Genomic DNA, 17,335 nt, shown 5'->3' on the forward strand with positions numbered 1-17,335 from the left:
GGAACATGATCACACTATCCGACCAGGAGGAATCTAACCATGAGCTCATTCGCCGCTACGGTCAACGCCACCGAATATCCCCCGCATCTGAAGCACAAAGTCATTTTCGAGACGTTCGACAAATTGTCGCCCGGCGAGGCGATGCTGTTGATCAACGACCACGACCCCGTGCCGCTGCGCTACCAATTCGAGTCTTCGAATCCCGGACGATTCGATTGGAGCTATATCCAACAAGGACCCGCGGTCTATCAAGTAAGAATCGGCAAAATCTGACGGAAGACGGAGGCGAGGGCGCCATGGCAACGGTCCATATCGTCGACGCGACCACGATCCGGATCGAGGCGACGCTCGAAGACGCCGTCTTCATGATTCGCGAGGCCGCGGCCGGCCTCGACGAATACGCATCCGAGATCGTCACCTTGTTCGAGAAAATACCTGCGTTCGGCTTCACGTTTTTCTGCTTCTACGCTTACGACAGCGCGCGCCTGTTCGAGAAGATGCTCGGCATCGATCCGAAGGAATACCTGTCCTTCTCCATGGATGCGCCGGACGCTTTCTTCTACGCGCTGTACGGCGGCATGGCCGCATTGTACGGGCAAGCCAAACGGCAGACAGCACCCTTAGCCGCCGAATAACAAGAAGGAGGTCGCCAAGCCATGGATCGGAGCGCCGCACGCGTCGTCGAGCTGGACGTCAGGCCCCATCTTCGCAAAAAGCTGGAGCCGTTCTCGCTGATTATGGATACGGTCAAGTCATTGAATGCCGACGAAATATTCGTGCTCCACGCCACGTTCAAGCCGACGCCGCTGTTCGGCGTGCTCAAGATGAAGGGGCTGGCGGGCAAGGCGGAGCAAGCAGGGAAAGAGCATTGGATCTCCACTTTCGTCCACAAGAAAAACAAAAGCTGGCTGCTGGATCCCGGCGCCGGCGCCGGGGCGGCCGATCGTGCGCCAGCCAGCGACGGCGTGTGTGCTGGCGACGCAAGCGGAGCGCCGGGTCAGGGCACTTTCGCCGACGATACCGGCGCCCAGGCCGACGGCGCGGCTGCAGCGCCCCGGATCGTGGAGCTCGACAACCGCGGGCTGGAGCCTCCCAAGCCGATGATGCGCACGTTGGCCGCGCTGGACCGCTGCCGCAGCGGGGACGCGGTCGTCATTCACAACGACCGCGTCCCGATGTTCCTGATCGAGGAGCTGCACGGCCTCGGCTACCCTTATACGGTAGAGGAGCAATCCGACGGCTCGGCCAAGGTACGCATTCGAAAACCGTAAGGAGGCACGCGCTTATGTCCCGCCTTCCCTTTCTGTTCATCGTCACGGGAATCATCGGGTTCGTGCTCTTCCAAGCCGCCTCCCTGTCGTCGCTGTCCGGGTGGCTGGGCGAGGAGCTGCGCGAACAGAACGGCTGGTTCCACGTTCACTTGTTCGTCCTGGGATGGGCCACCATGCTGGCCATGGGCGCCGTCTATCAACTGATCGGCGTCATCCTCCAATCCAGCCTCTACAGCATCCGTCTCGGGTACGTCCATTACGTATCGTTCACGGTCGGCTTGACCGGCTTGCTGTACGGCTTCATCGAAGGCAAGATTTACTGGCTGGCAGCGTCGGCCACGCTGGCGCTCGCGGGCATCCTCGCCTTCGCCTGGAATATCGCGGTCACCTTGATCCGCGCCTCGAAGTGGGATCCGGTCACGATCAGCGCCGCGTGCGCGGTGCTCTATCTGGCGCTGACCGGCCTCTCCGGCCTCGCGATGGGCATCAACTTCGCGACCGGACAGTGGGCCGCCTACCACGAGCGCATCTTCGGCGCCCATATCTGGCTCGGGACGATCGGTTGGTTCGGGCTGCTCATCACGGGCTTCAGCTACAAAATGCTGCCGATGTTCTATCTGTCGCACGATTATCCGACCCGGCTGCAGACGTGGGTGCTGGCCTTGTGGAACGCGGCCGTACTCGCGGGCGCGGCGGCCTTCCTGGCCGGCGGCAACGTCCGGTTCGTCTGGTTCGCGGCGTCGTTGCTGGGAGCGGCGGTCGTCCTCTACAACGTCCATCTGCTGCAGATCCGCAAGCACCGCCACAAGCGCAATCCCGGCGCCGGCATACGCTGGACCGTGTACGGCAGCCAGGCGTTCGGTTGCTTGACGATCGCCATGCTGATCTACGGCCTCGCGTATCCGGACCGCATGCTAAGCGCCCGTTCGGTGCTGTCGGCAGGCTGGGTGTATCTGGTCGGTTGGGTCAGCTTCACGATACTGGGCTATGCCTCGAAGATCGTGCCGTTCCTCTGGTGGACGCATAAATACGGCAAGCAAGCGGGCAAACCGGGCACGCCGCTCATGGCCAACCTGCTGAACGACCGAAAAGCGAACGCCGGCTTAGCCGCGATCGCGGCGTCGAGCCTGCTCCTGCTGGCCGGCATCGCCGCCGGCGCGCCGATGCTGATCGCGATCGCGGGCACCGCGTCTGCCCTCTTCTCCGTCGCTTATATCGCTATGATCGGTCTCGTGTTCGCCCGTTAATCCGATATCCCGAAGGGAGTGAACCTACATGGACAACGTCGAACATCTGCGTTCCATGCTAAAAGAAGTGTACGATCCCGAGCTGGGCGTCAACATCGTGGATCTGGGCCTCGTGTATGAGCTGCGCGAGGAGCCCGACCTGATCTACGTGAAAATGACGCTGACCACGCCCGGATGCCCGCTGCACGATACGATCGTCGGCGCCGTCAAGTGGATGCTGCAGGAGCGCACCGGCAAGCCGCGCATCGACGTCGACATGGTCTGGGAGCCTCGTTGGACGCCGGGCCTGATGTCCGAGGAAGCGAAGGACATGCTCGGCTACTTCTGAGGCACGCCTACTTTGCGGCCATTAGGCATATATCGTCTTATTTTGGAGCGATTTTCTTTTAGCGTCTTATTTGAAAACGCAAAAACCGCGCGAACGCGGTTTTTTTAAAGAGCGTTATGCTTATTCGATTGGTGCTAATAAGGAGCTATGCTCCCACTGTCCGTTTACTGCCGTCGCCCGTCCGCGATCCGCACGGCCCGGCGCAGCGCCGACGCGCCGGCGGCCAGCGAGATCAGGAAGCAGACGCCTGCTGCGATAGGCAGCGGCGACCATTCCATCAGGGACCGGCCGTCTATCGTCCGCCAGCCGATCGCGGCGAGTCCGAGCAGATACGAGATGCCGGCGATATGAACCAGCGCGCGACGCGCCCGCGCATTCGCGTTGGTCCGCTCCACGAGCCAGGCGACCAGCGGTACGGCCTGAAGCGCATGGAAGCCGAGTCCGTGCAGCCAAATGATGTTGCCGTCCGCGCCGGTGAGCCGGCCCTGGTTGACCGAGATCCAGATGCCTGCCGCGAACGAGACGGTGACGGCGATCATGGCGTAGCGGATGCCGATCGCCACTTCCGGACGAAGCCTATAGGCTCTCGCGCGGAAAAACTGCACGCCTACGTACAGATAGAACAAAACGAGAAGCAGCGCGACGAACGCGAACAGATTGCCGACCGCCTGGTCGAGGGCCGCGCCGTTCTCGACGAATCTCGGATTGACGCCGCGGAAGTTTTGAATCGTCTCCGCGCCGTATGCGTACAGGGCGAGACCGATATAAACCCTCCTGAACCAAGCTCGGCTTCGTTCGCCCAGCGCCGACACCGGCAGGATCGCCGCGGTCGACAGCAGAAAAACGCCCAGCGCCGCGTTGAACGAGAACGCTTTGGAGACGTCGCCGCCCGGCGGGACTTCTCCTCCGTTCATCAGCGTCCAAATCCCGCACGCCGCCGCCAGCACAAATCCGAGCAGACCGGTTAAAAGCAGCCCCTTTTCTCCTTCGAACCATCGTTGTCCGCGCTTCGCCCCTTGGACGGTATCGCTCCTCATATCCCCGCTTCCCTTCCGTGAATTGGTACCTTCACTTTAATGGAAGGGACTGGCAGGCCGGAACGGCCTTGAGATGAGTTCGCCGCCGGACCTGAAGAGGTTCTCCCGATCCGCCGGAAGTCTTAATCTAGCGCTGTTCGGCCTTTATTTTTCTCGAGAAACGCCTGATCGTGCAGTTCTGCGCCGAAGGACAGGTCTTCCAGATAGGCCAGCTGCGCGGCTTCGTACGCCGCATCCCGCCTCAGGATCCGGTTGTTCCGGATAGAAAGCGGGTGGAAGGAAATGCCGACCTGCCCTTTATCCAGCGTAAGCTTGAGCAGGCCCGTGTCCGCCTTCTTTCCTTTCACGTAGTCGGGAAAAAGGAAATTGCCGATGGAGTACGCTATCGGTTTGCCCTCGTGAAACTCGAAGCCCTGCAGCACATGCGGGTGGCTCCCGATGACCGCGCTGGCGCCCGCGTCCAGCATATCCGCCGCCAGCTTGCGCTGCCAGGGCTGCGGGGACGTCGTATTTTCCACGCCCCAATGGATGAAAACAAGGACGTAATCCGCACCCGCGCTCGCGTCGCGAATGGCGGCGAGAACCTTCTCCGGTTCGTAAGCGCTGGCGACGCCGGGCTTCTTGGCGGTCGCCATCCAGGCGGTCGTCGGCATGAAGCGCGTCACCGCGCCTATTTTGACCGTAGCGCCGTTCAGCCGAACGGTCTCGAAGCGAAAAGCCTCCTCCACGTCGAGGCCCGCGCCGACATGGCGCAAGCCGGCCTTTTCGACGTTGTTGAGCGTATCTCTTAGTCCTTTCTCCTTGTAATCGAGCACGTGGTTGTTGCCGAGCGACACCATATCGAAGCCCGCGCGCTTGATCCCCTCCAGCGAGCCTGCCTCCGATTTGAAATTAAAGCGCTGGTTCAGGTCTTTATCCGACGCCTCCGTCACCGACGTCTCCAGATTAAGCACGGCATAATCGGCGGCGCTCACCTCGTCTTTGATCTGACTGAACGGATAATCGGCGCCGTGCCGGCGAATCGCTTCCTTGACGCTGCCGTCCATCATCGTGTCGCCGGCGAACATCATCTCGATCGGCTTCGTCTGCTTGACGGACAGCGGGATCGGCGTCGCTTCGCCGGCCGGGTTGCCGGTCTGAGAGACAGCCTGGGAGATCGGCGCGCCGGCGTGCGAGGCCGGCGGCGTATGAGGAGCGCCGGCTTGTTGGGCCTCCGAGCCGCCAAGCGGCTGCGCGCCGCATCCGCCCAGCGCCGCGGCGACGGCCAACAGGCCTAAAGGTTTGCGCCAACGTTTCAAAGTCGATCACCTCGCTAGCTTTTTCTATCAATGTATCAGCGAGATATTTCAAAAATGCAGAAAGGTTGTATCCATCCGGTAACGAACCGGTAAACAAATATACGCCGCAAAACGCAAACGGGACGAAGCTAGGAATTTCCCGCTTCGTCCCGTTTGCTCGCATGCACACACTTCAGTCGACCGCCGTCCGCTCGCTTCAGGCTCAAGCATAGCGCAAAATTGCGCTATGCTCGCTTGCGCGCACTTCCGCCGACTGCCGTCCGCTCGCTTCAGGCTCAAGCATAGCGCAAAATTGCGCTATGCTCGCTTGCACGCACTTCTGCCGACCGCCGCCCGCTCGCTTCAGGCTCAATAATAGCGCAAAATTGCGCTATGCTCGCATGCGCGCACTTCCGCCGACTGCCGCCCTCCCGCTTCAGGCTCAAGCATAGCGCAAAATTGCGCTATGCTCGCATGCGCGCACTTCTGCCGAGGTCAAGTCCATATTTATGTGTAAAATCCTCGTCGACGAATTTTGTTGCTTACTTTTGATTCTTCGCACGCTCTTTCTGCCACGCATGGTACCTTGTCATGTCCATGAAGCGCTTGTTGCTCCATAATTCTTCGAGCTCCATGAGCACGGCACCGATTAATCGGATAACCGATTCACGGTTCGGAAAAATCTGTATAACCGATTCTCGCCGACGGATCTCCCGGTTGACTCGCTCCATGCCGTTCGAGGTCCGGATTCTTACCCGGTACTCTTCCGGGTATGCCAGTACCGCTGTGGCGTCGTCAAATCCTCGCTCCAGCGTCTCCATGGCCTTTGGCGCTTTCTCCTGGTACATCTCTTGCGTTTCTTCCAGCAGCCTTCTCGCGCTCTCCAGGTTCTGCGCTTCGAATATCGAGCGCAGAGCCGCCTTTATTTCGGATTGTAGTGCCTTCGGCGTGACATCTAGAATATTTCGCGTAAAATGCGTCTGACACCTTTGCCATGTCGCCCCTTGAAAGTGATGCTTAATCGCTTGGACAAGGCCGCCATGCGTGTCGCTGATGACCAGGTCTACGCCATGGAGTCCACGCTGCTTCAAGCCCTCAAAGAATGCACTCCAGCTCGCTTCGGACTCGGTATCGTCGATGGAAATTCCAAGCACCTCACGGTTACCGTGCTCGTTGATGCCGTAGCCGGTTAACACGCCACGGGAGCGCACCCGACCGTTCTCTCTAACTTTGACATACATGGCGTCCACAATGACAAACGGGTAGCTCTTTTCCTCCAAGGAACGCGTGCGCCAAGACTCCACCAGCGGATCCAACTGCTTACACAGCTCGCTCACTGTGGATTTCGAAAACGTTGTACCGCAAAGTTCCTCTGTAATCCGCTGAACCTTCCGCGTCGAGACGCCGTTCACGACCATCTCCATAAGGGATGTCACCAGCGCCTGCTCACTACGTTGATACCGGGCGAATAGCTCTGTGGAGAACTGGCCGTCTCGAAACCTCGGAACCTCCAGCTGCAGCTTGCCTACCCGTGTCGTTAATCCTCGCGCATAACTGCCGTTTCGCTGGCCTTGACGGGTTTGCGTACGCTCGTAAGGTTCGGCCTCCAGTTGATCTGTTGCTTGCGCCTTCAACACCTGGTTGAGCACCGTCTCCAGCAGCTTGGCCACTCCCTCGTCACGTGCCTGTCCAATAAACAATTGATGCAATAGTGCCTCGTCTAGTGTAATCTGATACTGAGCCATGAATAGCCCTCTCCCTTGAATGTTGTCTCGACAACTCCATTCTAGACGAGGTTCTATTTCATGGCTCTCCTTATTTTCAAGAGGCCATCCATTTTACACAATTATATGGACTCAACTTCTGCCGACCGCCGTCCGCTCGCTTCAGGCTCAACAATAGCGCAAAATTGCGCTATGCTCGCATGCGCGCACTTCTGCCGACCGCCGCCCGCCCGCTTCAGGCTCAACAAAAGCGCAAAATTGCGCTATGCTCGCATGCGCGCACTTCCGCCGACTGCCGTCCGCTCGCTTCAGGCTCAAGCATAGCGCAAAATTGCGCTATGTCCGCGACTACAGCTCCACCGTCATGCCGCCGTCGGCGACCAGCGTGGCGCCCGTCATGAACGAGTTGTCGGGACTGGCCGCGAACATCACGACGGACGCGATCTCCTCCGGCTGCCCGACGCGGCCGATCGGCTGCGACTCGTCCCACTGCTTCATGATCTCGTCCCGCGGCGTATCGAGATTTTTGACGCTGCTCTCGAGCATCGGCGTCCGCACCGCGCCGGGCAGCACCGTATTGGCGCGGATGTTCTGCTTCGCGAAGTCGAGCGCGATCGCCCGCGTGAGCCCCGCGATGCCCGCCTTCGACGCCGCGTAGGCCGAGTAGCCGTCCAGCGTCGCAAGCGCGTGCACCGAGCTGACGTTCACGATCACGCCGCCGCCCTGCTCCAGCATGACCGGAACGACCCCCCCGGCAGAACAGGAAGACCGACGTGAGATTGTTCGTAATGACGCCGTTCCACTGGTCCAGGCTCATGTCGGTCAGCCGGACCTGCGGGCATACCGCGGCGTTGTTGACCATGACGTCGATCCGGCCGAACGCTTCTCGCGCATCCCGAATGACCCGCGTCACGTCCGCCTCGGACGAGACGTCGGCGGCCATCGCGATCGCGCGACCGCCCGCCGCCGCGATCTCGTCGGCGACGTCCTGCACCTTCGACAGCGTGCGGCCGACCGCGACGACCGATGCGCCGGCGCCCGCGAACCGCATCGCGACCGCGCGTCCGATGCCGCCTCCGCCGCCCGTTACGATCACGACTTTATTTTCCCAGCTCATCGCCGCACCTCTTCGCTCATCGGATTCGCTCGGACACGAACGTGTTGCGCAGCGTGCCGATGCCTTCGACCGTCGCCTCGACGACGTCGCCCGGCTTCAGCCACACCTGCGGCTTCTTCCCCATGCCGACGCCCGGCGGCGTCCCCGTGCTGATGATGTCTCCCGGCCGGAGCGTCATCGTATTGGAGAGAAACGAGACCAGGTACGGGATATCGAAAATCAGTTCCTTCGTGTTCGAATCCTGCATCGTCGCGCCGTTCAGCTTGAGCGAGATACCGAGCTTGCCCGGATCCAAGATCTCGTCGGCGGTCACGATCCACGGCCCCGTCGGCGCGAAGCCGTCGATCGCCTTGCCGCGCGTCCATTGGGGCTCGTTCAGCTGGATATCCCGCGCGCTCACATCGTTCAGCACCGTGTAGCCGAACACATAATCCATGGCCGATTCAAGCGGTACGCGCTTGGCCGTCTTGCCGATAACGACCGCCAGCTCCACCTCGTAATCGCACTGCGTCACTTCGGCCGGTATGGCCACCTCGTCCTCGTGTCCGGTCAGGCAGTTGTTGTATTTGGGAAACAGGACCGGCACCTTGGGCACCTGCATGTTGGACTCGATCACGTGGTCGTGATAGTTCAGTCCGATGCAGACGATCTTCTCCGGATCGGTGAGCGGCGACAGCAGCTTCACGTCAGACAGCCGATAAGCGGCCCCTTGCGCCAATGCCTCCACGTCTCCCGACTCAATGACGTCCCGCATCGTCCCCTTCACGTTTAAAGCGACAACCTCGTCTTCTCCCTTAAGTACGCCTACCTGAAGCTTGCGCGCTTCATCCTGCCTGTCGTAAAACTGCACGAGCTTCATCCAAGCTGCGCCTCCTGTTCTATCGTTAGAAAAATCTTCGCGATCTTGCCCGGCCCGCCGATCAGCTTCTCGAAGGCGGCGCCGCCTTCGGCAAGCGAAGTCGTCTCCGTCCAGGGCAGCAGGTTGATCCGCCCCTGCCCGATCCAGCGCAGCGCCGTCTCGAAGTCGTCGCGCGAGTAGGCGAATGCGCCCTTCGTGCCGATCTCGGCGCGGATCATGTCATTGACCGGCAGCCGGCTGTCCGCTTCGTGCAGTCCGGTGAAGACGACCGTCCCTCCCGGACGCGCGGCCGCCGCGCTCCGCTGCCGCGTCGCCTCCGCGCCGACGGCGTCGATGACCGCGTCGAACCCTTCGCCGATCCCGTCCGGCAGGTCGTCCAGGCTCGTCACCGCGATGCCGCCCAGCTCGCGGGCGATCTCGAGCCGCGACGCGTTCAGATCGACGACGACCGCATCGCGGACGCCGTACGCGGACGCCGCCTGGAGCGCGAACAGTCCGATCGGACCCGCGCCATAGATAAGCAGCCGGTCCGTCGGCGCGAGCCCGAGCAGGCGGCAGACGTGGATCGCGCACGCGTACGGCTCGGCCAGCGCGCCCTCCGCGAACGAGACATGGTCGTCCAGCCGGTATACGTTCCGCGCCGGCACCGCCGCGAACTCCGCGAACGCGCCCGGCCGGTGCGCGCCGAGCAGCTGGCGTGCGCCGCACAGCTGCGACGCCCCGTTCAGGCAGTACCGGCATTCGCCGCAGGTGACCAGCGGATTCGCCGTCACCCGATCGCCGACCTGGAAGCCGGCCGCCCGCTCGCCGACCTGCGCGATCGTGCCCGCAAACTCGTGCCCCATGATCAGCGGCGGCTTGCGCAGCGAATTGTGCCCGAGATACCCGCCCAGCTCGGAGCCGCAGATGCCCGCGTGCGACACGCGCACGAGCACCTCGTCCGGCTGCAGCGCCGGCAGCGGGACTTCCCTCACGTTCATCGTGCGCGGTCCTTCATAGACTAGCGCCTTCATGCCTGTTCCCTCCTCACGATTCGACCGGCTCCCGCTTCTCCCAGCCCTGCTTGAACAGCGGCAGCCAGTGACCCGGCGCGTACGGATACTTGGCGGCTTCCTCCAAGTTGAACTCGACGCCGAGACCCGGCCGTTCGGGCGGTTGGAGATAGCCGTCCACGACCTTGAACGGCGGGCTGAAGATGTCCTGGGCCCACGAGTGGTTGAAGTCGTCGAAAATCTCGTGAATGAAAAAGTTCGGCGTCGCCATATTCAGGTGGGAGCAGACGATCGAGCAGATCGGGCCTTGGGCGCTATGCGGCGCGGTAACGCCATTGTGCGCGTGGACCATGCCGGCGATCTGCTTGGAGGCGGTCAGGCCGAGAAACTGCGGTTCGAGCTGGATGATATGGACCGCGTCGTGCTTCAGCAGCTCGGCGAACTGCTCGCGGTTGTAGTAGTCTTCGCCGCAGGCGATCGGCACCGGGCTGCGCTTCGCCACTTCGACGACCGACGAGACGCGGGACGGCGGCACCGGCGCTTCGAACCAGGTCGGGCTGTAGGGCGCCATCGCTTCGGCGAACTGCAGGGCGGTATGCACGCTGAACCGGTTGTGCCCCTCGATGAGGATGTCGACGTCCGGCCCGACCGCCTGGCGGACGGCGGCGATGTTGCGGACGGCGTTCGCAAAATCGGCCCGCTCGACGGTGCGCCAGGCCGCGCCGAACGGATCGAACTTCAGCGCCGTATAGCCCTTTTCGACGACTTCCTTCGCCTGGTTGTAGAAGCTCTCTTCGTCGTTGCCGCCGCGGTACCAGCCGTTGGCGTAGCAGCGCAGCTTGTCGTGGCACCTGCCGCCGAGCAGCTTGTAGATCGGCTGTTTGGTCGCCTTGCCCATGATGTCCCAGCACGCGGTCTCGATCGCCGCCAGCGCGGAGCCTTGCACTTGCCCGCCGTCCGAATAGACGTCGCGGATCAGCTTGAGCGAGATCGTCTCCACGTCGAAAGGATCCATGCCCAGCACGAGATGCTTCAGCTCGTGAATCGCGGCTTCGACCGTTTTGGCCAGCCCGTTCAGCGTGCCTTCCCCTAGGCCGGTCAATCCCTCGTCCGTATCCAATTGCACGAACAGCCAGTTTTTCCACGGGTTCCCCACGATATAAGTGCGCACGTCCGTAATTTTCATGCCGCTTAACCTCCGTCTGAAAAGGATGAGTTAAACGTAGCACGGCGGAATTAGACGCTCAAGATGTCACACTTGTATACATCAATGGACCGGCGCATCGGCGCATTAGAGCATGATCTGCTTCACGAATTCGATGTGGCCGCGAATCAGCCGTTCGGTGAGCGACGGATCGTCGCCGGCCAGCGCGTCCCGGATTTTCCGGTGCTCCTCCATACTCCCCCACAGCCGGCTTTTGTTTTTATAAAACGTCGTCCGCACGGCCATCAAAAACTTGTCCTGTATCCGAGACATCGCGTCGGCGTATTCTTCGTTGGCCAGCCCGGCGATGATCGCTTCGTGGAACTGCCGGTCCAGTTCGACATACCCGACGATGTCCTCGCGCTCCGCCGCCTCCGCCTGCCTGTCCAGATTGGCGTCCAGCCGCTCGAAAAAGGCCCGGTCCATGTTGCCCGTCAGCCTGCAGACCGCGAACGTCTCGAGCGACAGCCGCAGTTCGTAGATGTCCATGATCTTCTTAAGCGAGATCTCCTGCACGACGAAGCCCTGGTTCGGCATCAGCTTCACCAGTCCCATCATCTCCAGACGGTCCAGCGCCGACCGGATCGGCGTCTTGCTCATCTGAAGCGTCTCGCTGAGACGCCGCTCCGACAGAAACGTTCCTCCGCCCCATTCTCCCTGGACGATCCGCTCTTTCATTTGCCGAAAAGCCTCGTCCCTCAATGTCATACCGTTCTCGGGCATCGTCTCTCGATCTTCCTTTCCGATTGCGCATGTTCTATGATTATCATACTCGATTCATCGAATCCCGCGAGAGAGAAGGACTTCACGAATGGGCAAACCGACCTTGCGCCAACAAGCTTACGCCCGCATTTTGGACATGATCGAAAACGGGGAATATCCCAAAGGCTCGGTCACTTCGGAGGTTCAGCTCGGGCGCCAGCTCGATATGAGCCGTACGCCGGTTCGCGCCGCGCTGCAGCAACTCGAGCTGGAAGGCTACGTGCGGATCGCCTCCAAGCACGGCGTGCTGATCCTCGACTCCTCGTCGCAGCGCGTGGGCGATTTGCTGGAGCTCATTGCCTCCATGGCGTTATTCGCCGTCAGCGCCGTTTTCCCTGCCGGGCAAGCGTCGCTGCAGGCTTGGTCTCGCGATAGATCGGAAGCGTACCGCGCCTTGTGCGACGGGGACCTTGAGAACCAGGGTGCCTTCGCCGCGTTCGAATTCGAGCTGCTGAACGGACTGATCCAGCGCTGCAATAATAGCGAGATGACAAAAGCTTTTCAAACGTACGCTTCCCGCCTGTTCTGGCATCGCAACGTCTGGAGGTGGCAGGCGCCTCATGCAGGCCGGACCCGCGCGCAGGTGGCCAAGCTGATCGAGGCCGCCGCCGCGGGGCCGGAGTCGTTCCGGGAGGCGTTGTTCGACTACCTGCATACGCTCAAGCTGACGTGGCGGTAAGCATGTATACAAGTATCGCGGCTTGAGCGAAACGCGGCGCGCATGTTACGTTAGATCGCGAATGGAGGTTCGATACGATGGCAGCGGATTCGAAAATAAAGGTAGAGCTCGCCTGCGACGCGCAGGCGCAGCTGGGCGAAGGGCCCGTATGGGACGCGCGCGACAATAGCCTGTACTGGGTGGACATTTTGTCCCATCGCGTGCATGTCCATCATCGGGAGGAGCCGGCGAGCGACGGCATGATCGAGCTGGCTCCCTATGTGAGTTCGATCGTGCCCCGGCGCTCGGGCGGGTTCGCGCTGACGCTGCAGGACGGCTTCTACGTCTGCGATTCGGCCGGCGGCGGGCTGACGCGTCTTGCGGAGGTCGAAGCGTCCGTGCCCGGCAACCGGTTCAACGACGGCAAATGCGATCCCGCCGGGCGCTTCGTGGCGGGCACAATGTCGATGAACGACGAGCCCGGCCGCGGCGCGCTGTACAGCCTGGACGCCGGACATGCCGTCGAGACGCTCGTCCAGGACGTCAGCATCTCGAACGGACTGGCCTGGTCCGGCGACGGCGCCACGATGTACTATATCGACACGCCGACGCAGCGCGTGGTCGCCTTCGATTACGACACGGCGACGGGCGCCGTCGCGAATCGCCGCGTCGTCGTCGAGATGCCGACGGACGAGGGCTCGCCCGACGGCATGACCATCGACGCCGAGGGCATGCTGTGGATCGCCCATTGGGGCGGCTGGCAGGTGTCCCGATGGGATCCGGCGACCGGGGAAAAGCTGTTATCCGTGCCGGTGCCCGCCTCGCAGGTGACCTCATGCGCGTTCGGCGGCGAGCGGCTGGACCGGCTGTACATCACGACGGCCCGCGTCGGCCTCGGCGAAGCCGAGCTGGCGGCGCAGCCGCACGCGGGCGGCCTCTTCTGCGCCGATGTCGGCGTGCGGGGGCTGCCTGCTGCGGAGTATGTCGGCTAACCGGCCGGGACTTAAGAGCGATAACGACAAAATGACCGCTAGCTGTTGCGCATTCCGCTACCTCGGGGCGGATAATGGAAAAAAAATTTCTATTATTGCACCCAAACCAACGACCTCGGGGCCGATAGAGGAAAAACGTTCCTCTATCGACTCCCAAAACAACTACCCTAGGGCCGATAGCGGAAGAAAGTTCCTCTATTGCCTCCCAAACCAACTACCCTAGGGCCGATAGCGGAAGAAAGTTCCTCTATTGCCTCCCAAACCAAATATCCTTGGCCGATAGCGGAAGAAAGTTTCACTATGACCTCACAAACCAGCTACCCTGGGGCCGATAGCGGAAGAAAGTTCCTCTATTGCCTCCCAAACCAAATATCCTTGGCCGATAGCGGAAGAAAGTTCCTCTATCAACTCCCAAACCAACTACCCTAGGTCCGATAGCGGAAGAAAGTTCCTCTATCAACTGACAAACCAGCTACCTCGGGACCGATAGCGGAAGAAAGTTCCTCTATCGCCTTCCTAACCAGCTACCTTCAGGCCGATAGAGGAAGGTAGTTCCTCTATCAACTGCACACGCGCTGCTCCGTGCCCCGGCTCCTCCCCAATTGCACGCCAATAAGCCGCACGGTCATCCGTGCGGCTCATCGGCATGCTATTTCTCAAACTTACCTGCTTACCCAACGTTTGCGCTAAGGCAACGCCTCCAGCTTCGGCTCCCCCCCAGAACGCCCAGTCGTAGCCGTAATCGCCCAGCGAGTCGGTAATCAAGGTGATGACGACGGTCTTGCCGGCGTAGGCGGAAAGCGAGACGCTGAACGGCGTCCATGCGCCGCCGGGCTGCAGATCGTCGGCCCACAGCTCGCTACCGTTCACGGCGACGCGGAAGCCGACGCCCTGCGAATCCTCCGCGCCGTCCTTGATGCCCGCGAACCCGGTCAGCTTCGCGCCGCCCGAAGGCAGCGTCACGACGTAGTCGATGCGGGTCTGCCCATGCTGCGGCGGATGCGCGTCGAGCCCCTGCTTCTGCACGCCCAGCACGGCGCCGGTGCCGACCTTGCCTCCGAACGGATCCTGCGGCGGCGCCGTCGATCCGTCCTCGAACTGCAGATTCGAGTCGAACGCCTGCGCGGACAGCGACAGCGGGAGCTGCACGGTCCCGCCCGCGCTATAAATCAGATACACTTGATCCGTCGCGGGCGCCGTGATCTTGTAGCGGTTCGCGCCGAGCGACGTGTACGCCGCCAGTCCGGACGCCGAAGCCACCGACGCGAGCTGCCGCGGGCTGACGAGCGTCAGATCCACACTGCGAGCAGCGCCCGTCTGCGCCAGCGCGACATGCGGCGCCACCCAGACGGCGGAGTCGTTGTCGACCGTCGTGCCGGGATGCGTCTCCATGCGAATCGTAACCTCTTTACCCTTGAACGAAGACAGATCCAGCGATACCGGCGTCGGCGTCGCGCTGTGGCTGAACTGCTCCTTGCTCAGCACCGGCCGCGTGGCGGCGGGCGCCGCCTTTTCCCAGGCATATACCTTAAACGTCACGCCGTCGCTGCTCGCCACGTTCACCTCCGAGCCGAGCTGGACGCCGGTCTCAAAGGTCGGCGTGCGGTCAGCGGGCAGCGTGACGTCGAACTCGAGCCACGTATGTCCGCCCTGCCACACGCCCGAGTACGGCGGATGCGCGAGAATGCGATCGCCCCAATGCTGCACGGTCCCGCCTTGCGCAAACGTATACGAGAATCCGTTCGTCGAGGAAAAGGCCGTTGCCGTCTGATGAACGGTACCGTCGGCGAGCTTCTCGCCCGCGCGGATCGGACCGGCGTAGTTCATGAAGTCGACGGCCCCCGGCTGCTGCTGATCCTGCAGGGAGAGCACCGTGTGATTCGTATGGACCGCCACGGACTTCATCGCGACGTCCGCCGGCATCCCGTCGATGTGGAATGCGGTCTGGTCGCGCGGCAGATCAAGATACAGATACGTCTTGGCGGGGTTCAGGCCGAACAGCTTGGCGCTGTCATACAGATACCAGCCCGGAATCCGTCCGGGCAGCGTCACGCTGTCCGAGCCGTACAAGTACCGCAGCACGCCGACATCCCCGCCCGAGCTTCCGGCCCCGTAAGCGGTCAGCTTTTCTCCATAGGCATCCCGCTCGTACTTGGCCGACTTCCCGCTTGCCGTCTTGAAGGCGAACAGCGTATTGGCATCCCACTGGCCGAAGTCGAGCCGCGGCTTGTTGTCCTGGTACCAGCGCGCCTCCGCGAACAGCTGCGCCATGAGCGGCGACGGGTTCGCGACTTGCGCGTAGTTCGGCCGGGTCAGCATCGGAACGGCGCCGAGCCGGTTCTGGACGACCTTGTGCCAGGCGATGAAATAGTCCTCGGTCAGCGGATTCGCATGATCGGGATGTCCGTAGATGGTCGTATAAGGCGCGAAGATGGCCGAGCTCGCCGGCACGACCTGGTCGATCTTGCTGTCGTCCCAGGTGCCGGTCTGCGAAAAAATGCCGTACGCGTGCCGCTGGGCAAACGATTCGTACCGGGTCGTGATCTCGTTGAGGCTCTCGCCGCCGAGCGCTACATTAGATGGAAGCTGCTCTCTCAGCTCGCGGTGCAGCGCGATGTTGCCCTGCAGCATGTTGCGGCCGTCGATGGCGCCATTGGCATCGTTGTACATGAGCAGCGACTGGTCGAGATGGATGCCGTCCGGATGGAGCGACTGGACGAGCTGCGCCATCTTGCCGACGAACAGCGTCCGCCAAGCCTGCGAAGCCGGATTGATCTGCGCAAACTTGATGTGACTCGAACCCGCGGTATATTCGGAGAAAACGGGCTGCAGCGAGAATGGATCCTTGACCTGATACGGCTGCATGGCCGCAAAGGCCGGATTGTTCGGGTCGACGCCGAAAATATTGACGTACAGCATGACCTTGAAGCCGAGCGCCTGCGCCGCCTGAATCTTGGCCGCGATATCGGCCTTCGGCGTATAGTCCGGGAAGTCGACGTCGTACGGATCTTCGCGCCAGCCGGGCACGACGAGCAGCGTCTGCGATGGCTCCACCTCCTGCGCCAGCGCATTCAGCGTCTGCGCGTCCTCGAGATCCGTCAGCACGGTGAACTGTACGTCCCTGGCCCATGCCGGCTGCAGCTTCGACAGCTTGGACAGGTCGAACTTTTTGTCCGCCCACGTCCGGTACAGCGTCGCCCCGTTCACCCAGTCTCCCGTATAAGCCTTCAGCCGCCAGCCGGTAGAGACGGCCTTGCGCACCTGGGCGAACGGCGCAGGGGCGTATGTCTCCACGCCGACGTAAAAGTTGCCGTTCTCGTGCTTCACGTGCAGCGACTTGAAAAACCGGGCGTCATCGTCGCCGTGGACGAGCATGCCGCCGCCATTGCCCTGGATGATAAACATCTGCGCTTCCCAGATGTTCGGGTAATCGAACTGCTGGAAGCCGTACGCCGCGTCCGGCGATTCGGCCGTGAGCCGGATGCCGCCCAGCACCGGCAGGATCAGGTCGTACGTATCGGGGACGACCAGTCCCCACTGGACGCCCGAGATGCCGCCCGTCTGCGTCTCGGCGTTCTGGCTGACTGTGAGCGTGCCGTCGTACTTGGCCGCCACTGTTGTCTCGAGCTCGGCCAGGCTCTGGCCGCTGCCCCAGGTCTGCGCGTAGGTCGTATGTCCCTTCTTGACGGTCGCGGCGGAGACGGCCGTGTCGTTCCACAATCCGCTGCCGCCGCCCAGCGTCCGGTGCCGGATGCCGGTCAGCGCCGTACCGCTCCCCCTTGGCCAGCGTCACCGTGCCGTAGGTAAAATTCACTGCGCCCGTCGAGGCGTTCAAGGTCACGGAAGGACCGTCGGCCGCGGCCGGAC

Annotated in this window: 16 protein-coding genes and 1 pseudogene; 7 read left to right on the forward strand and 10 right to left on the reverse strand. The window is 62.0% G+C overall.

Going from position 1 to position 17,335, the window contains the following annotated elements; translation table 11 throughout:
• Nucleotides 1-39 precede the first annotated feature (39 nt).
• Genes OMP38_RS18685 through OMP38_RS18705 form a run of 5 tightly spaced genes read left to right on the forward strand, consistent with a single transcriptional unit; the run spans nt 40 to nt 2,846 of the window.
• Nucleotides 40-273 (forward strand): DUF2249 domain-containing protein, encoded by a 234-nt coding sequence (locus tag OMP38_RS18685; RefSeq protein WP_277566450.1) that lies wholly within the window; start codon nt 40-42, stop codon nt 271-273.
• A 23-nt stretch (nt 274-296) separates the two neighbouring features.
• Nucleotides 297-635 (forward strand): hypothetical protein, encoded by a 339-nt coding sequence (locus tag OMP38_RS18690; protein WP_277566451.1) that lies wholly within the window; start codon nt 297-299, stop codon nt 633-635.
• Nucleotides 636-656: 21 nt separating this feature from the next.
• Nucleotides 657-1,271: a DUF2249 domain-containing protein gene (locus OMP38_RS18695; RefSeq protein WP_277566452.1), complete on the forward strand. Its 615-nt coding sequence runs from the start codon at nt 657-659 to the stop codon at nt 1,269-1,271.
• Between the two features lie 14 nt (nt 1,272-1,285).
• Nucleotides 1,286-2,518, forward strand: a complete 1,233-nt coding sequence (locus OMP38_RS18700; protein WP_277566453.1) for a hypothetical protein — start codon at nt 1,286-1,288, stop codon at nt 2,516-2,518.
• A 28-nt stretch (nt 2,519-2,546) separates the two neighbouring features.
• A complete protein-coding gene (locus OMP38_RS18705; RefSeq protein ID WP_277566454.1) occupies nt 2,547-2,846 on the forward strand; it encodes a metal-sulfur cluster assembly factor in 300 nt (99 codons plus the stop codon).
• Nucleotides 2,847-3,010: 164 nt separating this feature from the next.
• Here OMP38_RS18705 and OMP38_RS18710 read toward each other — a convergent pair whose 3' ends face one another.
• The 9 genes and pseudogenes from OMP38_RS18710 to OMP38_RS18745 form a co-directional block, all read right to left on the reverse strand.
• Nucleotides 3,011-3,883, reverse strand: coding sequence for a hypothetical protein (locus OMP38_RS18710; protein ID WP_277566455.1), 873 nt, complete (start codon nt 3,881-3,883; stop codon nt 3,011-3,013).
• Nucleotides 3,884-4,005: 122 nt separating this feature from the next.
• A complete protein-coding gene (locus OMP38_RS18715; RefSeq protein ID WP_277566456.1) occupies nt 4,006-5,181 on the reverse strand; it encodes a CapA family protein in 1,176 nt (391 codons plus the stop codon).
• A gap of 521 nt (nt 5,182-5,702) precedes the next feature.
• On the reverse strand, nt 5,703-6,905 hold the full coding sequence (locus OMP38_RS18720) for an IS256 family transposase (RefSeq protein WP_277564084.1): 1,203 nt from the start codon (nt 6,903-6,905) through the stop codon (nt 5,703-5,705).
• Nucleotides 6,906-7,232: 327 nt separating this feature from the next.
• Nucleotides 7,233-7,619: an SDR family NAD(P)-dependent oxidoreductase gene (locus OMP38_RS18725; RefSeq protein ID WP_277566457.1), complete on the reverse strand. Its 387-nt coding sequence runs from the start codon at nt 7,617-7,619 to the stop codon at nt 7,233-7,235.
• A gap of 25 nt (nt 7,620-7,644) precedes the next feature.
• Nucleotides 7,645-8,001, reverse strand: a pseudogene (locus tag OMP38_RS36020) (SDR family NAD(P)-dependent oxidoreductase); the annotation flags it as partial.
• 16 nt (nt 8,002-8,017) lie between these two features.
• Nucleotides 8,018-8,860: a fumarylacetoacetate hydrolase family protein gene (locus OMP38_RS18730; RefSeq protein WP_277566458.1), complete on the reverse strand. Its 843-nt coding sequence runs from the start codon at nt 8,858-8,860 to the stop codon at nt 8,018-8,020.
• Nucleotides 8,857-9,873 (reverse strand): galactitol-1-phosphate 5-dehydrogenase, encoded by a 1,017-nt coding sequence (locus OMP38_RS18735; protein WP_277566459.1) that lies wholly within the window; start codon nt 9,871-9,873, stop codon nt 8,857-8,859. Before OMP38_RS18735 ends, OMP38_RS18730 begins: the two co-directional genes overlap by 4 nt.
• A gap of 13 nt (nt 9,874-9,886) precedes the next feature.
• The gene (locus OMP38_RS18740) at nt 9,887-11,038 is read right to left on the reverse strand and encodes a mandelate racemase/muconate lactonizing enzyme family protein (protein ID WP_277566460.1); all 1,152 of its coding nucleotides are present in this window, start codon (nt 11,036-11,038) and stop codon (nt 9,887-9,889) included.
• A 105-nt stretch (nt 11,039-11,143) separates the two neighbouring features.
• The gene (locus OMP38_RS18745) at nt 11,144-11,779 is read right to left on the reverse strand and encodes a GntR family transcriptional regulator (RefSeq protein ID WP_338130540.1); all 636 of its coding nucleotides are present in this window, start codon (nt 11,777-11,779) and stop codon (nt 11,144-11,146) included.
• Nucleotides 11,780-11,867: 88 nt separating this feature from the next.
• Here OMP38_RS18745 and OMP38_RS18750 point away from each other — a divergent pair, with 88 nt between their 5' ends.
• Nucleotides 11,868-12,497, forward strand: a complete 630-nt coding sequence (locus tag OMP38_RS18750; RefSeq protein WP_277566461.1) for a GntR family transcriptional regulator — start codon at nt 11,868-11,870, stop codon at nt 12,495-12,497.
• A gap of 77 nt (nt 12,498-12,574) precedes the next feature.
• A complete protein-coding gene (locus OMP38_RS18755) occupies nt 12,575-13,468 on the forward strand; it encodes an SMP-30/gluconolactonase/LRE family protein (protein WP_277566462.1) in 894 nt (297 codons plus the stop codon).
• Between the two features lie 516 nt (nt 13,469-13,984).
• On the opposite strand, the gene OMP38_RS18760 is transcribed toward OMP38_RS18755, so the two are convergent.
• Nucleotides 13,985-17,188 carry a DUF6259 domain-containing protein gene (locus OMP38_RS18760; protein WP_277566463.1) on the reverse strand — a complete coding sequence of 1,068 codons (3,204 nt, stop codon included), beginning with the start codon at nt 17,186-17,188 and terminating at the stop codon, nt 13,985-13,987.
• Nucleotides 17,189-17,335: the final 147 nt, after the last annotated feature.

This window comes from Cohnella ginsengisoli (assembly GCF_029525555.1).
Classification (GTDB): domain Bacteria; phylum Bacillota; class Bacilli; order Paenibacillales; family Paenibacillaceae; genus Cohnella; species Cohnella ginsengisoli.

Bases quoted from the DNA above. Each gene is read 5' to 3' on its own strand.
- OMP38_RS18685 (WP_277566450.1), top strand. From the start codon at position 40: ATGAGCTCATTCGCCGCTACGGTCAACGCCACCGAATATCCCCCGCAT.
- OMP38_RS18690 (WP_277566451.1), top strand. From the start codon at position 297: ATGGCAACGGTCCATATCGTCGACGCGACCACGATCCGGATCGAGGCG.
- OMP38_RS18695 (WP_277566452.1), top strand. From the start codon at position 657: ATGGATCGGAGCGCCGCACGCGTCGTCGAGCTGGACGTCAGGCCCCAT.
- OMP38_RS18700 (WP_277566453.1), top strand. From the start codon at position 1,286: ATGTCCCGCCTTCCCTTTCTGTTCATCGTCACGGGAATCATCGGGTTC.
- OMP38_RS18705 (WP_277566454.1), top strand. From the start codon at position 2,547: ATGGACAACGTCGAACATCTGCGTTCCATGCTAAAAGAAGTGTACGAT.
- OMP38_RS18710 (WP_277566455.1), bottom strand. From the start codon at position 3,883: ATGAGGAGCGATACCGTCCAAGGGGCGAAGCGCGGACAACGATGGTTC.
- OMP38_RS18720 (WP_277564084.1), bottom strand. From the start codon at position 6,905: ATGGCTCAGTATCAGATTACACTAGACGAGGCACTATTGCATCAATTG.
- OMP38_RS18725 (WP_277566457.1), bottom strand. From the start codon at position 7,619: ATGCTGGAGCAGGGCGGCGGCGTGATCGTGAACGTCAGCTCGGTGCAC.
- OMP38_RS18730 (WP_277566458.1), bottom strand. From the start codon at position 8,860: ATGAAGCTCGTGCAGTTTTACGACAGGCAGGATGAAGCGCGCAAGCTT.
- OMP38_RS18735 (WP_277566459.1), bottom strand. From the start codon at position 9,873: ATGAAGGCGCTAGTCTATGAAGGACCGCGCACGATGAACGTGAGGGAA.
- OMP38_RS18740 (WP_277566460.1), bottom strand. From the start codon at position 11,038: ATGAAAATTACGGACGTGCGCACTTATATCGTGGGGAACCCGTGGAAA.
- OMP38_RS18745 (WP_338130540.1), bottom strand. From the start codon at position 11,779: ATGCCCGAGAACGGTATGACATTGAGGGACGAGGCTTTTCGGCAAATG.
- OMP38_RS18750 (WP_277566461.1), top strand. From the start codon at position 11,868: ATGGGCAAACCGACCTTGCGCCAACAAGCTTACGCCCGCATTTTGGAC.
- OMP38_RS18755 (WP_277566462.1), top strand. From the start codon at position 12,575: ATGGCAGCGGATTCGAAAATAAAGGTAGAGCTCGCCTGCGACGCGCAG.